Origin of the sequence: Serinicoccus chungangensis, from assembly GCF_001483745.1 — a bacterium.
Classification (GTDB): Bacteria; Actinomycetota; Actinomycetes; order Actinomycetales; family Dermatophilaceae; genus Ornithinicoccus; species Ornithinicoccus chungangensis_A.
In genome coordinates this window covers 100,979-116,103 of the sequence record NZ_LQBL01000003.1, presented here as the reverse complement: position 1 = coordinate 116,103, position 15,125 = coordinate 100,979, and the positions used below count along the sequence as shown (strand labels likewise).

The 15,125-nt window shown below is 73.1% G+C and carries 15 protein-coding genes; 6 read left to right on the top strand and 9 right to left on the bottom strand.

What is annotated here, in order from left to right; all coding sequences use genetic code 11:
* Nucleotides 1-4: 4 nt before the first annotated feature.
* Entirely contained in the window at nt 5-1,405 is a 1,401-nt protein-coding gene (lpdA, locus tag AVL62_RS02190; RefSeq protein ID WP_058890049.1) for a dihydrolipoyl dehydrogenase, read from the bottom strand.
* A gap of 132 nt (nt 1,406-1,537) precedes the next feature.
* Nucleotides 1,538-2,335, bottom strand: coding sequence for a PadR family transcriptional regulator (locus tag AVL62_RS17445; protein WP_058890048.1), 798 nt, complete (start codon nt 2,333-2,335; stop codon nt 1,538-1,540).
* A gap of 355 nt (nt 2,336-2,690) precedes the next feature.
* Between AVL62_RS17445 and AVL62_RS02180 the strand changes: the two genes are divergently transcribed.
* The 4 genes from AVL62_RS02180 (at nt 2,691) to ilvD (ending at nt 7,800) form a co-directional block, all read left to right on the top strand.
* Complete coding sequence (locus AVL62_RS02180) at nt 2,691-4,496, top strand: acetolactate synthase large subunit (RefSeq protein ID WP_201023172.1); 1,806 nt, start codon at nt 2,691-2,693, stop codon at nt 4,494-4,496.
* Between the two features lie 101 nt (nt 4,497-4,597).
* On the top strand, nt 4,598-4,933 hold the full coding sequence (ilvN, locus tag AVL62_RS02175; RefSeq protein WP_083518616.1) for an acetolactate synthase small subunit: 336 nt from the start codon (nt 4,598-4,600) through the stop codon (nt 4,931-4,933).
* 136 nt (nt 4,934-5,069) lie between these two features.
* On the top strand, nt 5,070-6,107 hold the full coding sequence (gene ilvC / locus AVL62_RS02170; protein ID WP_058890046.1) for a ketol-acid reductoisomerase: 1,038 nt from the start codon (nt 5,070-5,072) through the stop codon (nt 6,105-6,107).
* Nucleotides 6,100-7,800, top strand: coding sequence for a dihydroxy-acid dehydratase (gene ilvD / locus AVL62_RS02165; RefSeq protein WP_058890045.1), 1,701 nt, complete (start codon nt 6,100-6,102; stop codon nt 7,798-7,800). Before ilvC ends, ilvD begins: the two co-directional genes overlap by 8 nt.
* An 83-nt stretch (nt 7,801-7,883) precedes the next feature.
* On the opposite strand, the gene AVL62_RS02160 is transcribed toward ilvD, so the two are convergent.
* On the bottom strand, nt 7,884-8,483 hold the full coding sequence (locus AVL62_RS02160; protein ID WP_419177479.1) for a low molecular weight phosphatase family protein: 600 nt from the start codon (nt 8,481-8,483) through the stop codon (nt 7,884-7,886).
* Between AVL62_RS02160 and AVL62_RS16820 the strand changes: the two genes are divergently transcribed.
* A complete protein-coding gene (locus AVL62_RS16820; protein ID WP_153011606.1) occupies nt 8,376-8,723 on the top strand; it encodes a hypothetical protein in 348 nt (115 codons plus the stop codon). The two genes, AVL62_RS02160 and AVL62_RS16820, sit on opposite strands and share 108 nt — an antisense overlap.
* Here the strand turns inward: AVL62_RS16820 and AVL62_RS02155 are convergent.
* Nucleotides 8,689-8,907, bottom strand: a complete 219-nt coding sequence (locus tag AVL62_RS02155) for a three-helix bundle dimerization domain-containing protein (protein WP_058890043.1) — start codon at nt 8,905-8,907, stop codon at nt 8,689-8,691. The two genes, AVL62_RS16820 and AVL62_RS02155, sit on opposite strands and share 35 nt — an antisense overlap.
* An 80-nt stretch (nt 8,908-8,987) precedes the next feature.
* Complete coding sequence (locus AVL62_RS02150; protein WP_058890042.1) at nt 8,988-9,785, bottom strand: siderophore-interacting protein; 798 nt, start codon at nt 9,783-9,785, stop codon at nt 8,988-8,990.
* Between the two features lie 149 nt (nt 9,786-9,934).
* On the opposite strand from AVL62_RS02150, the gene AVL62_RS02145 reads away from it, so the two are divergent.
* Nucleotides 9,935-11,845, top strand: coding sequence for a chorismate-binding protein (locus tag AVL62_RS02145; RefSeq protein WP_058890041.1), 1,911 nt, complete (start codon nt 9,935-9,937; stop codon nt 11,843-11,845).
* A 21-nt stretch (nt 11,846-11,866) separates the two neighbouring features.
* Here AVL62_RS02145 and AVL62_RS17705 read toward each other — a convergent pair whose 3' ends face one another.
* The 4 genes from AVL62_RS17705 to AVL62_RS02130 are packed head-to-tail and all read right to left on the bottom strand — an operon-like array spanning nt 11,867 to nt 15,111.
* Nucleotides 11,867-12,022: a hypothetical protein gene (locus AVL62_RS17705; RefSeq protein ID WP_235585465.1), complete on the bottom strand. Its 156-nt coding sequence runs from the start codon at nt 12,020-12,022 to the stop codon at nt 11,867-11,869.
* The gene (locus AVL62_RS17700; RefSeq protein WP_235585464.1) at nt 12,019-12,369 is read right to left on the bottom strand and encodes a DUF4442 domain-containing protein; all 351 of its coding nucleotides are present in this window, start codon (nt 12,367-12,369) and stop codon (nt 12,019-12,021) included. The genes AVL62_RS17705 and AVL62_RS17700 overlap by 4 nt, the downstream gene beginning before the upstream one ends.
* The gene (locus AVL62_RS02135) at nt 12,366-13,478 is read right to left on the bottom strand and encodes an ABC transporter ATP-binding protein (protein ID WP_058890040.1); all 1,113 of its coding nucleotides are present in this window, start codon (nt 13,476-13,478) and stop codon (nt 12,366-12,368) included. The genes AVL62_RS17700 and AVL62_RS02135 overlap by 4 nt, the downstream gene beginning before the upstream one ends.
* Nucleotides 13,479-13,524: 46 nt before the next feature.
* Nucleotides 13,525-15,111 (bottom strand): ABC transporter permease, encoded by a 1,587-nt coding sequence (locus AVL62_RS02130; protein WP_058890039.1) that lies wholly within the window; start codon nt 15,109-15,111, stop codon nt 13,525-13,527.
* Between the last annotated feature and the right edge of the window lie 14 nt (nt 15,112-15,125).

The following is a 15,125-nucleotide window of genomic DNA, read 5'->3' as shown; positions in this document are numbered from 1 at the left end:
GTGGTCAGAGGTTGATCATGTGCCCGGCGATGCCGTGCACGGCCTCCTTGACGGCCTCGCCCAGGGTCGGGTGGGCGAAGACGGTGCGCGACATCTCGTCGGCGGTGAGGTCCCAGGTCTGCGCCAGGTTGAGGATCGGCAGCAGCTCGGTGACGTCCGGGCCGATGAGGTGGGCGCCGAGGATCTCGTTGTACTTCGCGTCCGCGACGACCTTGACGAAGCCGATGCCGTCGCCCAGGCCCATGGCCTTGCCGTTGGCGGAGAAGGGGAACTGCGCGGTCTTCACCTCGTGGCCGGCGTCCTTGGCCGCCTGCTCGGTGAGGCCCATCGAGGCGATCTGCGGGTGGCAGTAGGTCGCCCGCGGGATGAAGGTGTAGTCCAGCGGCATGGTCTCCGCGCCCGCGAGGGTCTCGGCGGCCACGATGCCCTGCGACTCGGCGGTGTGCGCCAGCATGAGCTTGGCGGTCACGTCGCCGATGGCGTAGACGCCGTCGACGTTGGTCCGCATGTAGTCGTCGATGGCGATGGCGCCGCGCTCGGTGAGCTCGACCCCCGTGCTCTCCAGCCCGAAGCCCTCGACCCGGGGGGCGAAGCCGATGGCGGAGAGCAGCTTGTCCGCCTCCAGGGTCTGCGAGTCGCCGCCGTCGGCCGGGGTGACGGTGACCTTGACGCCGTCACCGGTGTCCTCGACGTTGTCGACCTTGGTGCTGGTCATCATCGTGATGCCGAGCTTCTTGTACTCCTTGGCCAGCGCCTTGGAGATCTCCGGCTCCTCGAGCGGCACGATCCGGTCGAGGTACTCGACGATGGTGACCTCGACGCCGAAGTTGGCCATGACGTAGGCGAACTCCACGCCGATGGCGCCGGAGCCGGCGATGACGATGGACCCCGGCAGCTCCTCGTCGAGGATCTGCTCCTCGTAGGTCACGACGTTCTTGCTGACCTCCACCCCGGGCAGCATCTTGGTGACCGACCCGGTGGCCACGATGAGGTTGTCGAAGGTGAGCTGGCTGGTGCTTCCCTCGTCGTCCTTGACGTCCATGGACGTCGCCGAGGTGAGCGTCCCCCAGCCGTCCACCTCGGTGATCTTGTTCTTCTTCATGAGGTAGTGCACGCCCTTGACGATGCCGCTGCTCACCGACCGGGAGCGCTGGAACGTCGGCCCGTAGGACATGGTGGCGTCGCCCTCGATGCCGTACTTCTTCTTGTCGTGCGCCAGCAGGTGCGCGATCTCGGCGTTGCGGATCAGCGCCTTGCTCGGGATGCACCCGACGTTGAGGCAGACACCGCCCCAGTACTTCTTCTCCACGACGGCGACTGATCTGCCCAGCTGGGACGCGCGGATCGCCGCGACATACCCGCCGGGACCGGCGCCCAGGACAACAACGTCATAGTGATCGGCCATGAGGCCACACTATGCCCACGCCCGGGGGCTGCGCCCCCGGGTTCCCCCCACCGGCCACGGCACGGAGCTCGCTACGCTCGCTCGCCCTCTCCGCTCCGGGCAACCAGGCTCGCTTCGCTCGCGGTTGCCCGGTCAGTCCTCGACGATCTCGCCCTCGGCGATCTCCTCCTCGGCGCGCTCCTCGTCGAACTCGTCACGGGCCACCTCGGCCTCGGCGAGCATGCGGTAGAGGTCGCGCCGTGCGCGGTCGAGCAGCTCGGCGGCCTGCTGGTTGAGCTCGTCCTGGCCGGACTGGCCGACGGCCTGGGTCGCCATCGCCACGCTGCCCAGGGCCTTCCACAGGGTCCCCGCGCTGCCGCGGCGCTCGCTCCAGGGCCCACGGGAGGAGTGGTGGCGGTCCCGGTGCCCGCCGTGGCCGGGACCCCGGCCCCGGCCGGAGGCGCGGTCCTGCGCCCACGGGTCATCCGGCTCCTCGCCACCGGTCCAGCCCTGGGGCGGGAGGTCCTCGGCGGCCGCGCGACCGGCCTCGGTGAGCTCGTAGGCGCGGCGCCCGTCGACCTCGGTCTGGCTGACGAGCCCTTCGTCCTCGAGCAGCGCCAGCGCCGGGTAGATCGCCCCGGAGCTGGGCCGCCAGGCGCCGCCGGAGCTCTGCTCGATCTCCTGCATGAGCTGGTAGCCGTTCATGGGCTCGCGCCGCAGCAGGTGCAGCACCGCGTTGCGGACGTCGCCGCGGCGTGCGCGGCGCGGGCCCGGCCCGGCCGGGCCGCCCTGGGGGCCGAAGAACCCGCCCTTGCGCCCGAAGCCCTGGGGGCCGCCGCCCGGACCGAACGGGCCGCCCTGCGGTCCGAAGACCTGGCCGAGGAGCCCGCCCGGGCCGAAGATCTGGTCCTCGAAGGAGCCGAAGCCTCCGGAGCCGTGTCGAGATGTCATGAGTGCCCTCCTGGGGTGTGGGTGTCGTCTGGTGTCTCGACCAGTCGTCTGGTGTCTCGACCAGTCGTCTGGTGTCTCGACCAGAAGAATAACGCGACCTGTCTCGACATGTCAACGATATATCGAGAACTGTCGCCGAGGGTCGAGTGCGCCCGAATGGCACGCCGGGGTTGACGCGACGGCATGGGCCGGGGTTGTATGTCCCCATGCAGTTCTCCGCTCTCGTACTTATTACCTAGGGACGCGCCGCCGGCCGATCCTCGCCATCGACGCGTCCTCCCCTCGCCAGCCCGACCGGGCCGAGGGGTTTTTTGTTGCCACCGCCCCACCTCCCGGACGTCAGGAAGACCCGCACATGACCGCGACCCACATCTCCGACGGTGCGACCGCCACCGCCCCCGGTGACACCGGTGGACGGTCCACCGGCACCACGCGACGCACCGGCGCCGAGGCCCTCGTCGCGACCCTCGAGCGCCTGGGTGTCGAGCACGTCTTCGGCCTGCCCGGGGGAGCGGTGCTGCCGCTCTACGACGCCCTCTACGGCGCCAAGGTCCGGCACATCCTGGTCCGGCACGAGCAGGGCGCCGGCCACGCCGCCCAGGGGTATGCCGCTGCCACCGGCAAGGTGGGCGTGTGCCTGGCCACCTCCGGCCCGGGGGCGACCAACCTCGTCACGGCCCTGGCGGACGCCAACATGGACTCCGTGCCGATGGTCGCCATCACCGGCAACGTCGCGAGCACGGCGATGGGCTCGGACGCCTTCCAGGAGGCGGACATCCGGTCGATCTCCATGCCGGTGACCAAGCACTCGTTCCTCGTCACCAACCCCGACGAGATCGCCGCCACCGTCGCCTCGGCCTTCCACATCGCCTCCACCGGGCGCCCTGGCCCGGTGCTGGTCGACGTCAGCAAGGACGCCCTGGTCGCGCTGGCCGACGAGACCCTGCTGCAGCTGCCGATGCCGGGCTACCGGACGCCGACCAGCCCCACGCCCGAGGCGGTCCGGGACGCCGTCGAGCTGATGCTCACCCACCGGCGGCCGGTGCTCTACGTCGGCGGCGGCTGCCTGCGGTCCAACGCCGCGCAGGAGGTCCTGCAGCTGGCCGAGGTCACCGGCTTCCCGGTCGTCACCACCCTCATGGCCCGGGGCGTCTTCCCCGACAGCCACCCCCAGCACATGGGGATGCCCGGGATGCACGGCAGCGTCTCCGGCGTGGCGACCCTGCAGAAGTCCGACCTCATCATCAGCCTGGGTGCGCGCTTCGACGACCGGGTGACCGGCGCCAAGCACACCTTCGCCCCGGACGCGACGATCGTGCACGCCGACATCGACGCCGCGGAGATCGGCAAGAACTTCCCCGCGGCGGTCGGCCTCGTCGGCGACGCGCGGGGGACCATCGGCCAGCTGCTCACGGAGTGGACCCGGCGCACCGCCGCCGGCGCGGCCCCGCAGCACGAGGCGTGGGTGCGGCGGTGCCGCTCGTGGAAGGAGCGCTACCCGCTGGGCTACGACACCCCCTCCGACGGTGCGCTCGCCCCGCAGCTGGTCATCGAGCGGCTCGGCGCGCTCTCCGGACCGGACACCGTCTTCGCCGCCGGCGTCGGCCAGCACCAGATGTGGGCCAGCCAGTTCATCACCTACGACGAGCCCCGCCGCTGGCTCAACTCCGGTGGGCTCGGCACCATGGGGTATGCCGTGCCCGCCGCCATGGGGGCCAAGGTCGGCAGGCCCGAGGCCACCGTCTGGGCGATCGACGGGGACGGTTGCTTCCAGATGACCAACCAGGAGCTCGCGACCTGCTCGGTCGAGGGCATCCCCATCAAGGTGGCCATCATCAACAACGCCGCCCTCGGCATGGTCAAGCAGTGGCAGGCGCTGTTCTACTCCGAGCGCTTCAGCCACTCCCAGCTGCCCTCGATGCAGGTGCCGGACTTCGCCACGCTGGCGACGGCATACGGGTGCGTCGGGCTGCGCTGCGAGCGCGCCGAGGACGTGGACGCCACCATCGAGCGGGCGATGGAGGTCGACGACCAGCCGGTGGTCGTCGACTTCCGGGTCAGCCAGGACGCCATGGTCTGGCCCATGGTCGCCGCCGGCACGAGCAACGACGACGTCCAGCACGCGCGCGACGTGCGACCCGACTTCGGGGAGGACGAGTGACCCTGCTCTCCGACTACCCTCCTCGTGACCCCGGGCTCCCCACCCCGGCCCCCGCCTACCGACCGCACACCCCCCGGCAGACCCCCACGAAAGGCACCACCATGAGCGACGCAGCTCGCACCCGTCACGCCCTGTCCGTCCTGGTCGAGAACAACCCGGGCGTCCTCGCCCGGGTCTCGGTCCTCTTCGCCCGGCGCAACTTCAACATCGACCACCTGGTCGTCGGCCCGACCGAGGACAACAAGGTCAGCCGGATGACGATCGTCGTCAACGTCAGCGCCGAGCAGCTGCACAAGGTCACCAGCCAGCTGGACAAGCTGGTCGAGGTGATCCACATCGAGGAGCTCGAGGACGCCGACGCCATCCGCAGCAAGCTGTGGCAGATCAACGACAACGGCCCGCGCCCCGTCGGCGCCATGGCCGCCGCCGCCTTCTGACCCGCACCGGACGCGTGCTCCGGACGCACCGGACGCGTGCTCCGGACGCACCGGACGCGTGCTCCGGCCGCACCAGGCCACCGGACGACCGGTCCGACGGCATACCCACACCGAACCCACAGGAGACACCCACCCCATGGCCACGATGTACTACGACGACGACGCCGACCTCTCGCTGATCCAGTCCCGCAAGGTGGCCGTGCTCGGCTACGGCAGCCAGGGGCACGCGCACGCGCTGTCGCTGCGCGACTCGGGGGTCGACGTCCGCGTCGGGCTCGCCGAGGGCAGCTCCAGCCGGGCCAAGGCGGAGGCGGAGGGCCTGCGGGTCCTCACCCCGGCGCAGGCCTGCGCCGAGGCCGACCTCGTCATGGTGCTCGTGCCCGACCACGTGCAGCGCCTCGTCTACCGCGACGCGATCGAGCCGAACCTCAAGGACGGCGACGCCCTCTTCTTCAGCCACGGCTTCAACATCCGGTTCGGCTACATCGAGCCCCCGGCCGGCGTGGACGTGTGCATGGTCGCCCCGAAGGGCCCGGGCCACCTCGTCCGCCGCGAGTACGTCGACGGCCGTGGGGTTCCGGTGCTCGTCGCCGTCGAGCAGGACGCCTCGGGCCAGGCCAAGGCCCTCGCGCTGTCCTACGCCTCGGCCATCGGTGGCCTGCGCGCCGGCGGCATCGAGACGACCTTCACCGAGGAGACCGAGACCGACCTCTTCGGCGAGCAGGCGGTGCTCTGCGGCGGGATGAGCCAGCTGGTGCAGTACGGCTTCGAGACCCTCACCGAGGCCGGCTACCAGCCCGAGGTCGCCTACTTCGAGTGCCTCCACGAGCTCAAGCTCATCGTCGACCTCATGTACGAGGGCGGCATCGCCAAGCAGCGCTGGTCGGTCTCCGACACCGCGGAGTACGGCGACTACGTCTCCGGCCCCCGCGTCATCGACCCCCGCGTCAAGGAGAACATGCAGGCGGTCCTCGAGGACGTGCGCAACGGCGCCTTCGCCCAGCGCTTCATCGACGACCAGGACCACGGACGCCCGGAGTTCGAGCAGCTGCGCGCGAAGGGCGCCGAGCACCCGATCGAGGGCGTGGGCCGCGAGCTGCGCGGGATGATGGCCTGGGTCAAGGGCCACGAGGCGGACAGCGACTACGTCGAGGGCTCGGCCGCCCGTGGCTGAGGTCGACGTCAAGCCCCGCTCACGGGACGTCACCGACGGCCTGGAGAAGACCGCCGCGCGCGGCATGCTCCGCGCCGTCGGGATGGGCGACGAGGACTGGGTGAAGCCGCAGATCGGCGTCGCCAGCAGCTGGAACGAGATCACCCCGTGCAACCTCTCGCTCGAGCGGCTCGCCCAGGCGGTCAAGGACGGCGTCCACGCCGCCTCCGGCTACCCGCTGGAGTTCGGCACCATCTCGGTGTCGGACGGCATCTCCATGGGGCACGAGGGCATGCACTACTCCCTCGTCTCCCGCGAGGTCATCGCGGACTCGGTCGAGACGGTGATGTCGGCCGAGCGGCTGGACGGCTCGGTGCTGCTCGCGGGCTGCGACAAGTCGCTGCCCGGGATGCTCATGGCCGCCGCGCGCCTCGACCTGGCCTCCGTCTTCGTCTACGCCGGGTCGATCCTGCCCGGTCGGGCCCGCCTCTCCGACGGCTCGGAGAAGGAGGTCACGATCATCGACGCCTTCGAGGCGGTCGGGGCGTGCTCGCGCGGGCTCATGTCGCGCGAGGACGTCGACGCCATCGAGCGGGCGATCTGCCCGGGTGAGGGCGCCTGCGGCGGGATGTACACCGCCAACACCATGGCGGCCGCGGCCGAGGCGCTGGGTATGTCGTTGCCCGGGTCCGCGGCCCCGCCGGCGACCGACCGGCGCCGGGACGGCTTCGCCCGCCGCAGCGGCGAGGCCGTCGTCGGGATGCTCCGCCAGGGCATCACCGCCCGGCAGATCCTCACCCGGGAGGCCTTCGAGAACGCCATCGCGGTGACGATGGCCTTCGGGGGCTCCACGAACGCGGTGCTGCACCTGCTGGCCATCGCCAACGAGGCGGAGGTCGAGCTGAGCCTGGACGACTTCCGGCGCATCGGCGCGAAGGTCCCCCACCTGGCCGACGTCAAGCCCTTCGGGCAGCACGTCATGGTCGACGTCGACCGGATCGGTGGCATCCCCGTCGTCATGCAGGCGCTGCTCGACGCCGGGCTGCTGCACGGCGACGTGCTGACGGTGACCGGGCGGACCATGGCGGAGAACCTCGCGGACCTCGGTGCACCTCCGCTGGACGGCACGGTGCTGCGGGCCATGGACAACCCCATCCACGCCACCGGCGGGCTGACCATCCTCGACGGGACGCTGGCGCCCGGCGGCGCGGTGGTGAAGTCGGCCGGCTTCGACTCCGACGTCTTCGCGGGCACGGCGCGCGTCTTCGACGGCGAGCGGGCGGCCATGGACGCCCTCGAGGACGGCACGATCGGGGCCGGGGACGTCGTGGTCATCCGCTACGAGGGGCCGCGGGGTGGCCCGGGGATGCGCGAGATGCTCGCGATCACCGGGGCCATCAAGGGCGCCGGGCTCGGCAAGGACGTGCTGCTCGTCACCGACGGGCGCTTCTCCGGCGGCACCACCGGGCTGTGCGTCGGGCACATCGCGCCCGAGGCGACCGAGGGCGGCCCGATCGCGCTGGTGCAGGACGGCGACCCCATCACCCTCGACGTGGCGAACGGCCACCTCGACCTGGGGGTCGAGGAGGACGAGCTGGAGCGCCGGCGCGCGCAGTGGTCGGCGCCGCAGCCGCCGGAGCGCGCCCGCCGAGGCGTGCTCGCGAAGTACGTCGCGCTCGTCCGGTCGGCCTCCGAGGGGGCCGTGACGCACTGACCGGGCACCTGAGGCACCGACGGCCGGTCCCCGACGCACCGGGGCCAGCCGTAGGTGCGTCGGCCGTCGGTGCGTGGCTGCGCTCAGCCGCGCTCGGGGTCGTGCAGCTCCCCGATGACCCGGCGCAGCTCCTCCTCGACCTCCGGGTCGGCCTCGCGCTCGGCCAGGTCCTTCTCCTTCTCCAGGAGCGCGTCGACCAGCTCGGACACCCGGGCCTCGATCTCGCCGAAGGCGACGTCGAGGTCCGAGCGCCCCTCGAGCGAGGTGAGGTCGTCCCAGTCGACCTGGTGCAGCCCGTGGGTCGGCATCTGCACCTTCTCCTCGTCGCTGAGGCCCATCGTGACGACGACGTCGGAGGTGAGCACGAGCTTGCCGGTCATGGGGGTCACGGTGAACTCGTCCGGGTCGAACCCCCGGTCCCGGAGCAGCTCCTGGATCTCGGGCCGGATCTGCTCGCCGGGGACGACACCCCCGGACCGTGCCCGGATCAGGCCCTCGCCGCGGCCGTTGGCGATGACGGCGGCGACGTGGCTGCGGCCGGTGTTGGCGTCGTCGACGAAGAGCACCTGGGTGACGTGGGCGAGGTCGATGCCGCGCTCGCGGGCCTGCTCGGCGAGCAGCTCCTCGGCCCGGCGCTGGACGAAGACGGTGAGGAACTCGTCGATGCGGGCCTCCTGCTCCAGCTCCGCCCGCGCCCGGTCGATCGCGTCGCCGACGTCCTGCGAGGACAGGGTGCCGTCCTACTTGCCCACGAGGGCACGGTGGAGCATGTCGATCTCCTGCGGGTCTGCGTGCGCCATGGGGCCAGCCAAGCACTGCTGCCGGGACCGGGGCATGACGTGCGGGTGACGGGCGGGCGGACGCTGGCCGTCGAACGGGTGACGCGGCTCAGCGCAGCCCGCGGTAGTGCGCCATCTGCGTGAGCCGGTCCCGGGCGTCCTTGCGCAGCAGGGCGGTGAGGAAGTGCGGGGTGCGCGAGTGCGACTGCAGGTCCTGCCAGCTGTCCTCGACCACGAAGGCGACCTCCGCCCTGGTGAAGACCCCCTCGAAGACCGTCACGAGCTCGTCGACGACGGCCGTCACGGCGGCGGGTGCGGTCACGGACATACCGCGAGCCTGGCACCCGGAGGTGTCGCCCAGGTGTCGGCCCGGTGACGCGCCGACGGATGCTCCGGGACGACCCGAGGTCAGGGGGTGTCCGCCTGCATGGCGCGCACCCAGTCCGCCTTGACCGAGCGCCACTCCTCGTCCGTGGAGCCTCGGCGCCAGTAGGGCGAGCAGGAGAGCAGCGCCGGGTCGACGAGCGCGCGCTCGAGCAGGTGACGTCGGACCGCCCGGATCGACTCGGCCTCGCCGTGGACGAAGGCGCTGAGCCGCCCCGGGGGGAGGGGGGCCGCGGCGAGGGCGTCGGCGAGCAGGCGGCTGGGGTCCGGGTGCCCGTCGCGGTGGACGTAGACGACGCGCAGGTCGCCCGGCGAGTCCAGGGCCAGCTCCTCGTCGGGCCCGTCGACCTCGACGAGGGCCAGGGCCGGACGGCCGGCGGGGACGGACTCGAGGCAGGCCGCGACCGCCGGCAGCGCGCTCTCGTCACCGACCAAGAGGTATGCCTCGGCCGAGGGCGGCGGCGAGAAGTCCCCCGCCGGTCCGCGCAGCTGGACCCGGTCGCCCGGAGCGGTGTGCCGGGCCCAGCGGCCGGCATACCCCACCTCGCCGTGCACCGCGATGTCCACGGTGAGCTCGCGCCGGCGCGGGTCCCAGGAGCGGACGCTGATGCGGCGCGGGTAGGGGCGCCGCTCCCGCGGCAGGTCGCGGACCGCCTCGGTGTCGAACGGCGGCTGGTAGCCCGCCCCGGGGGGCAGGAAGAACATGTTGACGTAGGAGTCCGCGAAGGTGGGCTCGGCGAAGTCGTCGAGTCCCTCGCCGCCGAGGACGACGCGGACCAGGTGGGGGGTGAGCTGCTCGGTGCGCACGACCGTGCCGTACATGGGTCTCCTTCAGACGCGTATTAGGCAAGGTTACCCTCACCAAATTGCCGTGACGGCCGACGGGTGGTCGTCGGCGCCTCGACCGCGTCGGCGCCTGGACCACGTCGCCGGACGCGGTGCGCCCTGCGGTGCATGACAGACTTCGGCCCATGCCCTCACGCCTGCTGGACGAGATCCTCGCCGACCCCTCCGGGCAGGCGTGGGCGATCCTGTGGCGCGAGGGTCAGGACGAGGCCGAGATCCTGGTCGGCGAGGTGACCGACCTCGAGCTGCTGGCCCAGATCCCGCGGCCCCGGGGCGGGGCGCCGGTCCTCGCGCTGGTGCCGTTCCGGCAGATCGCCGAGCGGGGTTTCGACGCCCGTCAGGACGACACGCCGCTGCGTGTCCTGCGACCGACCCGCACCGCGCGCGTCGGGCTGCAGGAGCTGGTGGCGGCCCTGCCCGAGCGGCCGGTGCAGCTGACCGGGGAGCGCTTCAGCGTCGAGGACGCCGACTACGCCCAGACCGTCGGACGGGTCGTCGAGGAGGAGATCGGTGAGGGTGAGGGGGCCAACTTCGTCATCCGCCGCGACGTCCTGGCGCACTGCGAGGGCGACCACGCCGTGGCCGCGCTCACCTGGCTGCGGTCCCTGCTCGTCGACGAGCGCGGTGCCTACTGGACCTTCGCCGTCCACACCCCCGGGCACACCCTCGTGGGGGCGACGCCGGAGCGGCACGTCAGCGTCCGGGACGGACGGGTCTGGATGAACCCCATCTCCGGCACCTTCCGCCACCCCGTCGACGAGGCGGAGGTGGAGCCCGAGTTCCGGGCCTTCGTCAAGGACACCAAGGAGACCGAGGAGCTCTTCATGGTGGTCGACGAGGAGATGAAGATGATGGCCCAGATCTGCTCGGACGGCGGGCGGATCACCGGGCCGTACCTCAAGCAGATGGCCCACCTCACGCACACCGAGTACCTCCTCGACGGGCGCAGCGACCGTGACGTCAGGGACGTGCTCCGCACGACGATGTTCGCGCCCACCGTCACTGGCTCCCCGATGGAGAACGCCTGCACCGTCATCGCCCGGCACGAGCCGAGCGGCCGCGGCTACTACTCCGGGGTGCTCGCCCTGCTCGAGGAGGACGACGAGGGCGGGGAGACGCTGGACGCACCCATCCTCATCCGCACGGCGCACGTCCGCGGCGACGGCACCGTGTCGGTCAGCGCGGGCGCGACGCTGGTGCGGCACAGCGACCCGGTGTCCGAGTGCGCCGAGACCTCCGCCAAGGCGCGCGGGGTCCTGGCCGCGCTGGGGCTGCGGCCGCGCCGCCACCTCGGGTATGCCGTGGACCTCGGCTCGCTGCCCGGGGTCGCCGAGGACCTCACCGCCCGCAACGACACCCTCGCACCCTTCTGGCTCAGCCCCCAGGGGGCGCGCCCCGACCCCGACCTGCTGGGGCGCCGCGTCCTCGTGGTGGACGCCGAGGACACCTGGACCCAGATGCTCGCCCACATGGTGCGCCACCTGGGCATGGTGCCCGAGGTGCGGCGCTGGGAGGACGTCACCCAGGCGGACGTCACCGCCCGGCGGGATGCCGTGGATGGGGGCGAGGGCGTCGACCTGGTGCTCTACGGTCCCGGGCCGGGTGACCCGACCGACACCGCGGACCTGCGGATCGTGCGGCTGCGCCAGCTCATCGCGGCCCGGGTCGAGGCGGAGCTGCCGGTGCTGGCGGTCTGTCTGTCGCACCAGGTGCTCGCCGCGATGGCGGGTCTGGGGATCACCAAGCTGCCCTCCCCGAACCAGGGGGTCCAGCTGCCGGTCGACCTGTGGGGGGAGGTGCACCGGATCGGCTTCTACAACACCTTCGTCGCCCGGCCCGGTCCGGCGAGCCTGCTGGGGCGCCCGCTCGAGGTGGCGGTGCACGAGCCGGACGACGCGGTCGTCGGGCTGCGCGGGGACCGGGTGGCCACGATCCAGGGCCACGCCGAGTCGGTCCTGTCCCGGGACGGGCTGCGGGCGCTGCACGCCCTCGTCCGGCACGCCCTGGGCCACCCCGCCGCCCCGGACGCACGGTAGACGCCCCACCCGGACGCGCGGTCAGGTCCGGCGGACGTAGAGCTGCTTGCGCACCCGGGCCAGCACCGTGCCGTCGTCGGTCACGACGTCGGTGGAGAACCAGCGCCGGACCGGCGCCCCGTCGGCCGCAGCCGCCCGCAGCTCGTCCAGCACCTGCTCCTCGAGCGTGAAGCTCACGCTCGCGGCACCGCGGCCGGGGGCCACGAAGGTGATCTCCGCGGCCTGGTCCCACACGACATACCCCGGGCCCAGTCCCGCAGCACCATGAGCATCCAGAACGGGTCGGTCATCGCGAAGAGCGAGCCGCCGAAGAGCGTCCCCACGTAGTTGGTGGTGAGCGGGGTGTGCCGGAGGCGCACCCGGACGTGCCGGAGGTCCGCGTCCATCCGCACGACCCGGATGCCGGAGCCGAGGAACGGGGGCCAGAGGTTCATGCCGAGCCGAAGCGCGCGCGGGGAGGTGGCCAGCGCCTTGAGCCGCCCGACCCGTTGCGGGGAACGGCTGACCGGTGGGGTGCTGCTCACCGCGCGGGGCGGGGGGCGGGTGAGGGGCCGGGCAGGCCCCCGGGGACGGCACGGCACGCCCCCTGGACGCGCAGACCCACGCGCGCGCCCACGGCCGGCGGGTGGGCGCCGCTGCGCGAGCGCACGAGGGTGCCGTCGTCGAGGGCGAGGGTGACCAGGGCGTCGTGCCCGTGGAAGTCGACGGTCCGGACCTGGGCAGGTATGCCGTGCCCGTCCAGGACGACCTGCTCGGGGCGGACGAGGACGTGCGTGGCGTCGTCGGCGCCGCCGGTGACCTCGACCCGGCCCAGCGGGGTGTCGACGAGACCCTCGGCGTCCGTCCCGGGCACGGGGAAGAGGTCGGCCTCCCCGACGAAGGAGGCGACCCAGGCGTCGACCGGGGCGGCGTAGACCTCCTCGGGAGGGGCGACCTGGTGGACCCTCCCGTCACGCATCACCGCGACCTGGTCGGCCATCGACAACGCCTCGCCCTGGTCGTGGGTCACGAGGATCGCCGTCGCGCCGTCCGCGTGCAGCGCGTCGCGCACGTCGCGGCGCAGCTCCACCCGCAGCGAGGCGTCGAGGGCGCTGAACGGCTCGTCCAGCAGCACCAGCGGCGGACGCGGTGCGAGCGCCCGGGCGAGGGCGACCCGCTGCTGCTGGCCGCCGGAGAGCTCGTGCGGCATGCGCCGCCCGAGCCCGGCCAGCCCGACGAGCTCGAGGCACTCCTCCACGCGCCGGGACCGCTGCGCCCGGGGGGAGCGCCGGGGCAGGCCGAAGCCGACGTTGTCGGCGACCGAGAGGTGCGGGAAGAGCGCGCCCTCCTGCGGCACGACGGCGACCTGGCGGCGGTGCGGGGGCAGGTGGATGCCGGGCAGCGCCACCGCGCGGCCGTGCACGGCGAGACGGCCCTCGTCGATGCGCTCGAAGCCGGCCAGGCAGCGCAGCAGGGTGGTCTTGCCGCACCCCGACGGCCCGAGGACGGCGAGGAACCCCCCGTCGTCGAGGTGCAGGTCCACGTGGTCCAGCGCCCGGACCGGGCCGAAGGACTTGCCGACGCCGATCACCTCGACGGCGTGCGTGCCGACCGAGGTGCGGGTGGCCCGCGGGGCGTCCGTGGTCACGGGCATCGACGGTCCTTCCTGGTCGGCGGCGGGCACGCGAGGGGGGTCGAGATCATGGTGACACGACCGGCTCCACGGCAGCCGGGTCGGCCGGGCGGTGGGCCGCCCGCTTGGGGCGCCGACGGGTGGCGCCGGCGGGCACGATGCCGGTCCGGCGGACCACCACCCAGGTGGGGACGGCGGCCAGTGCGACGAGAAGCAAGGCGTAGGGGGCGGCCTCGGCATACCGGCCGATCCCGGTCGCGCTCCACAGGCGGGTCGCGAGCGTCTCCATCCCGGTGGGGCGCAGCAGCAGCGTGGCAGGCAGCTCCTTCATCGCGGTGAGGAAGACGAGCGCGGCGCCTGCCCCGATCCCGGGCAGGGTGAGCGGCAGGGTGACCCTGCTGAAGACGCGGGCGGGAGAGGTGCCCAGGGACTGCGCCGCCTCCTCCAGCGACACCGGCGCCTGCGCGGCGGCCGAGGCCACGGAGGCGACCGCGAGCGGCAGGAAGAGGGAGGCGTAGGCCAGCGCGAGCAGCCACGTGGTCTGGTAGAGCGGCAGCGCCACGGTCACGCCGAAGAAGACGAGGGAGAGCCCGACGACGACCCCGGGCAGGGCGTGGGCGAGGTATGCCGCCCGCTCCAGCAGGGCGCTCAGGCGCCCCGGGTGGCGGGCGGCCAGGAGTCCCACCGGCAGCGCGAGGGCGACGGTGAGCAGCGCCCCGAGCAGCGAGGCGCTGAGCGAGCCCCACGCGGCGCCGCCGATCCGGTCCCAGGCCTGGCCGGCGGAGGAGCCGGCGGCGATCCAGCGGGCCAGCGAGAGGGCCGGGACGCCGAGGGCGGTGAGGACGACCAGGGCGAGGGCTCCGGTGCCGACGAGGCGCCAGGGGCCGAGGTCCAGGGCCGGCGCGGGGCGGCTCACCGCGGCCGTGGAGAAGCGGGCGCCGGCCCGCCGGGTGCGGCCCTCGGCCCCGAGGATGGCCAGGGTCAGCAGCACCAGGACGGTGGCCAGGGTCAGCGCCAGGGAGCGGTTGAAGCCCGAGCTGAGCGCGGTGAAGATGGCGCGGGTGAAGGTGTCGAGGCGCAGGATCGAGACGGCCCCGAAGTCGGCGAGGACGTAGAGCGCGGCGAGCAGGCCGCCGCCGGCGATCGCGGGGCGGACCTGGGGGAGGGTGACGGTGGTCAGGGTGCGCCAGGGGCCGTAGCCCAACGACCGTGCCACCTCCTCCTGGCTGGGGTCGACCCGGGCCAGCGCGGCGGCGACCGGGAGGTAGACGTAGGGGTAGGTGTAGAGGGTGAGCACCAGGGCCGCGGCGCCGAAGCCCTCGAACCGGGCGCCGGGGTCGGCGGACCACAGGTCGGACACCGACACCCAGGTGAAGGCGGCCACATAGCTGGGGACGGCCAGCGGCAGCGCCAGCAGCACCGCGAGCGGGGCGCGGCCGGGGGCGTTCGACCGGGTCACGAGCCAGGCGCTGCCGACCCCGATGACCAGACAGGCCAGCGTGACGACCACGGCGAGCAGGAGCGAGGTGGTGGCGAGCCGGGCCACCCGCTCGGTGGCGACCGTCGCCCACCAGGCGGGGAGGCCCCCCTCCGCGGTGCGCAGCAGCAGGTAGCCGAGCGGGAGCAGCGCGACCGCCGTGGCCGCGAGGGCCACGGCGGTGAGCGCGG

Bases quoted from the DNA above. Each gene is read 5' to 3' on its own strand.
- ilvN (WP_083518616.1), top strand. From the start codon at position 4,598: ATGAGCGACGCAGCTCGCACCCGTCACGCCCTGTCCGTCCTGGTCGAG.
- AVL62_RS02135 (WP_058890040.1), bottom strand. From the start codon at position 13,478: ATGCCCGTGACCACGGACGCCCCGCGGGCCACCCGCACCTCGGTCGGC.
- lpdA (WP_058890049.1), bottom strand. From the start codon at position 1,405: ATGGCCGATCACTATGACGTTGTTGTCCTGGGCGCCGGTCCCGGCGGG.
- AVL62_RS17445 (WP_058890048.1), bottom strand. From the start codon at position 2,335: ATGACATCTCGACACGGCTCCGGAGGCTTCGGCTCCTTCGAGGACCAG.
- ilvC (WP_058890046.1), top strand. From the start codon at position 5,070: ATGGCCACGATGTACTACGACGACGACGCCGACCTCTCGCTGATCCAG.
- AVL62_RS02180 (WP_201023172.1), top strand. From the start codon at position 2,691: ATGACCGCGACCCACATCTCCGACGGTGCGACCGCCACCGCCCCCGGT.
- AVL62_RS02155 (WP_058890043.1), bottom strand. From the start codon at position 8,907: ATGTCCGTGACCGCACCCGCCGCCGTGACGGCCGTCGTCGACGAGCTC.
- AVL62_RS02145 (WP_058890041.1), top strand. From the start codon at position 9,935: ATGCCCTCACGCCTGCTGGACGAGATCCTCGCCGACCCCTCCGGGCAG.
- AVL62_RS02150 (WP_058890042.1), bottom strand. From the start codon at position 9,785: ATGTACGGCACGGTCGTGCGCACCGAGCAGCTCACCCCCCACCTGGTC.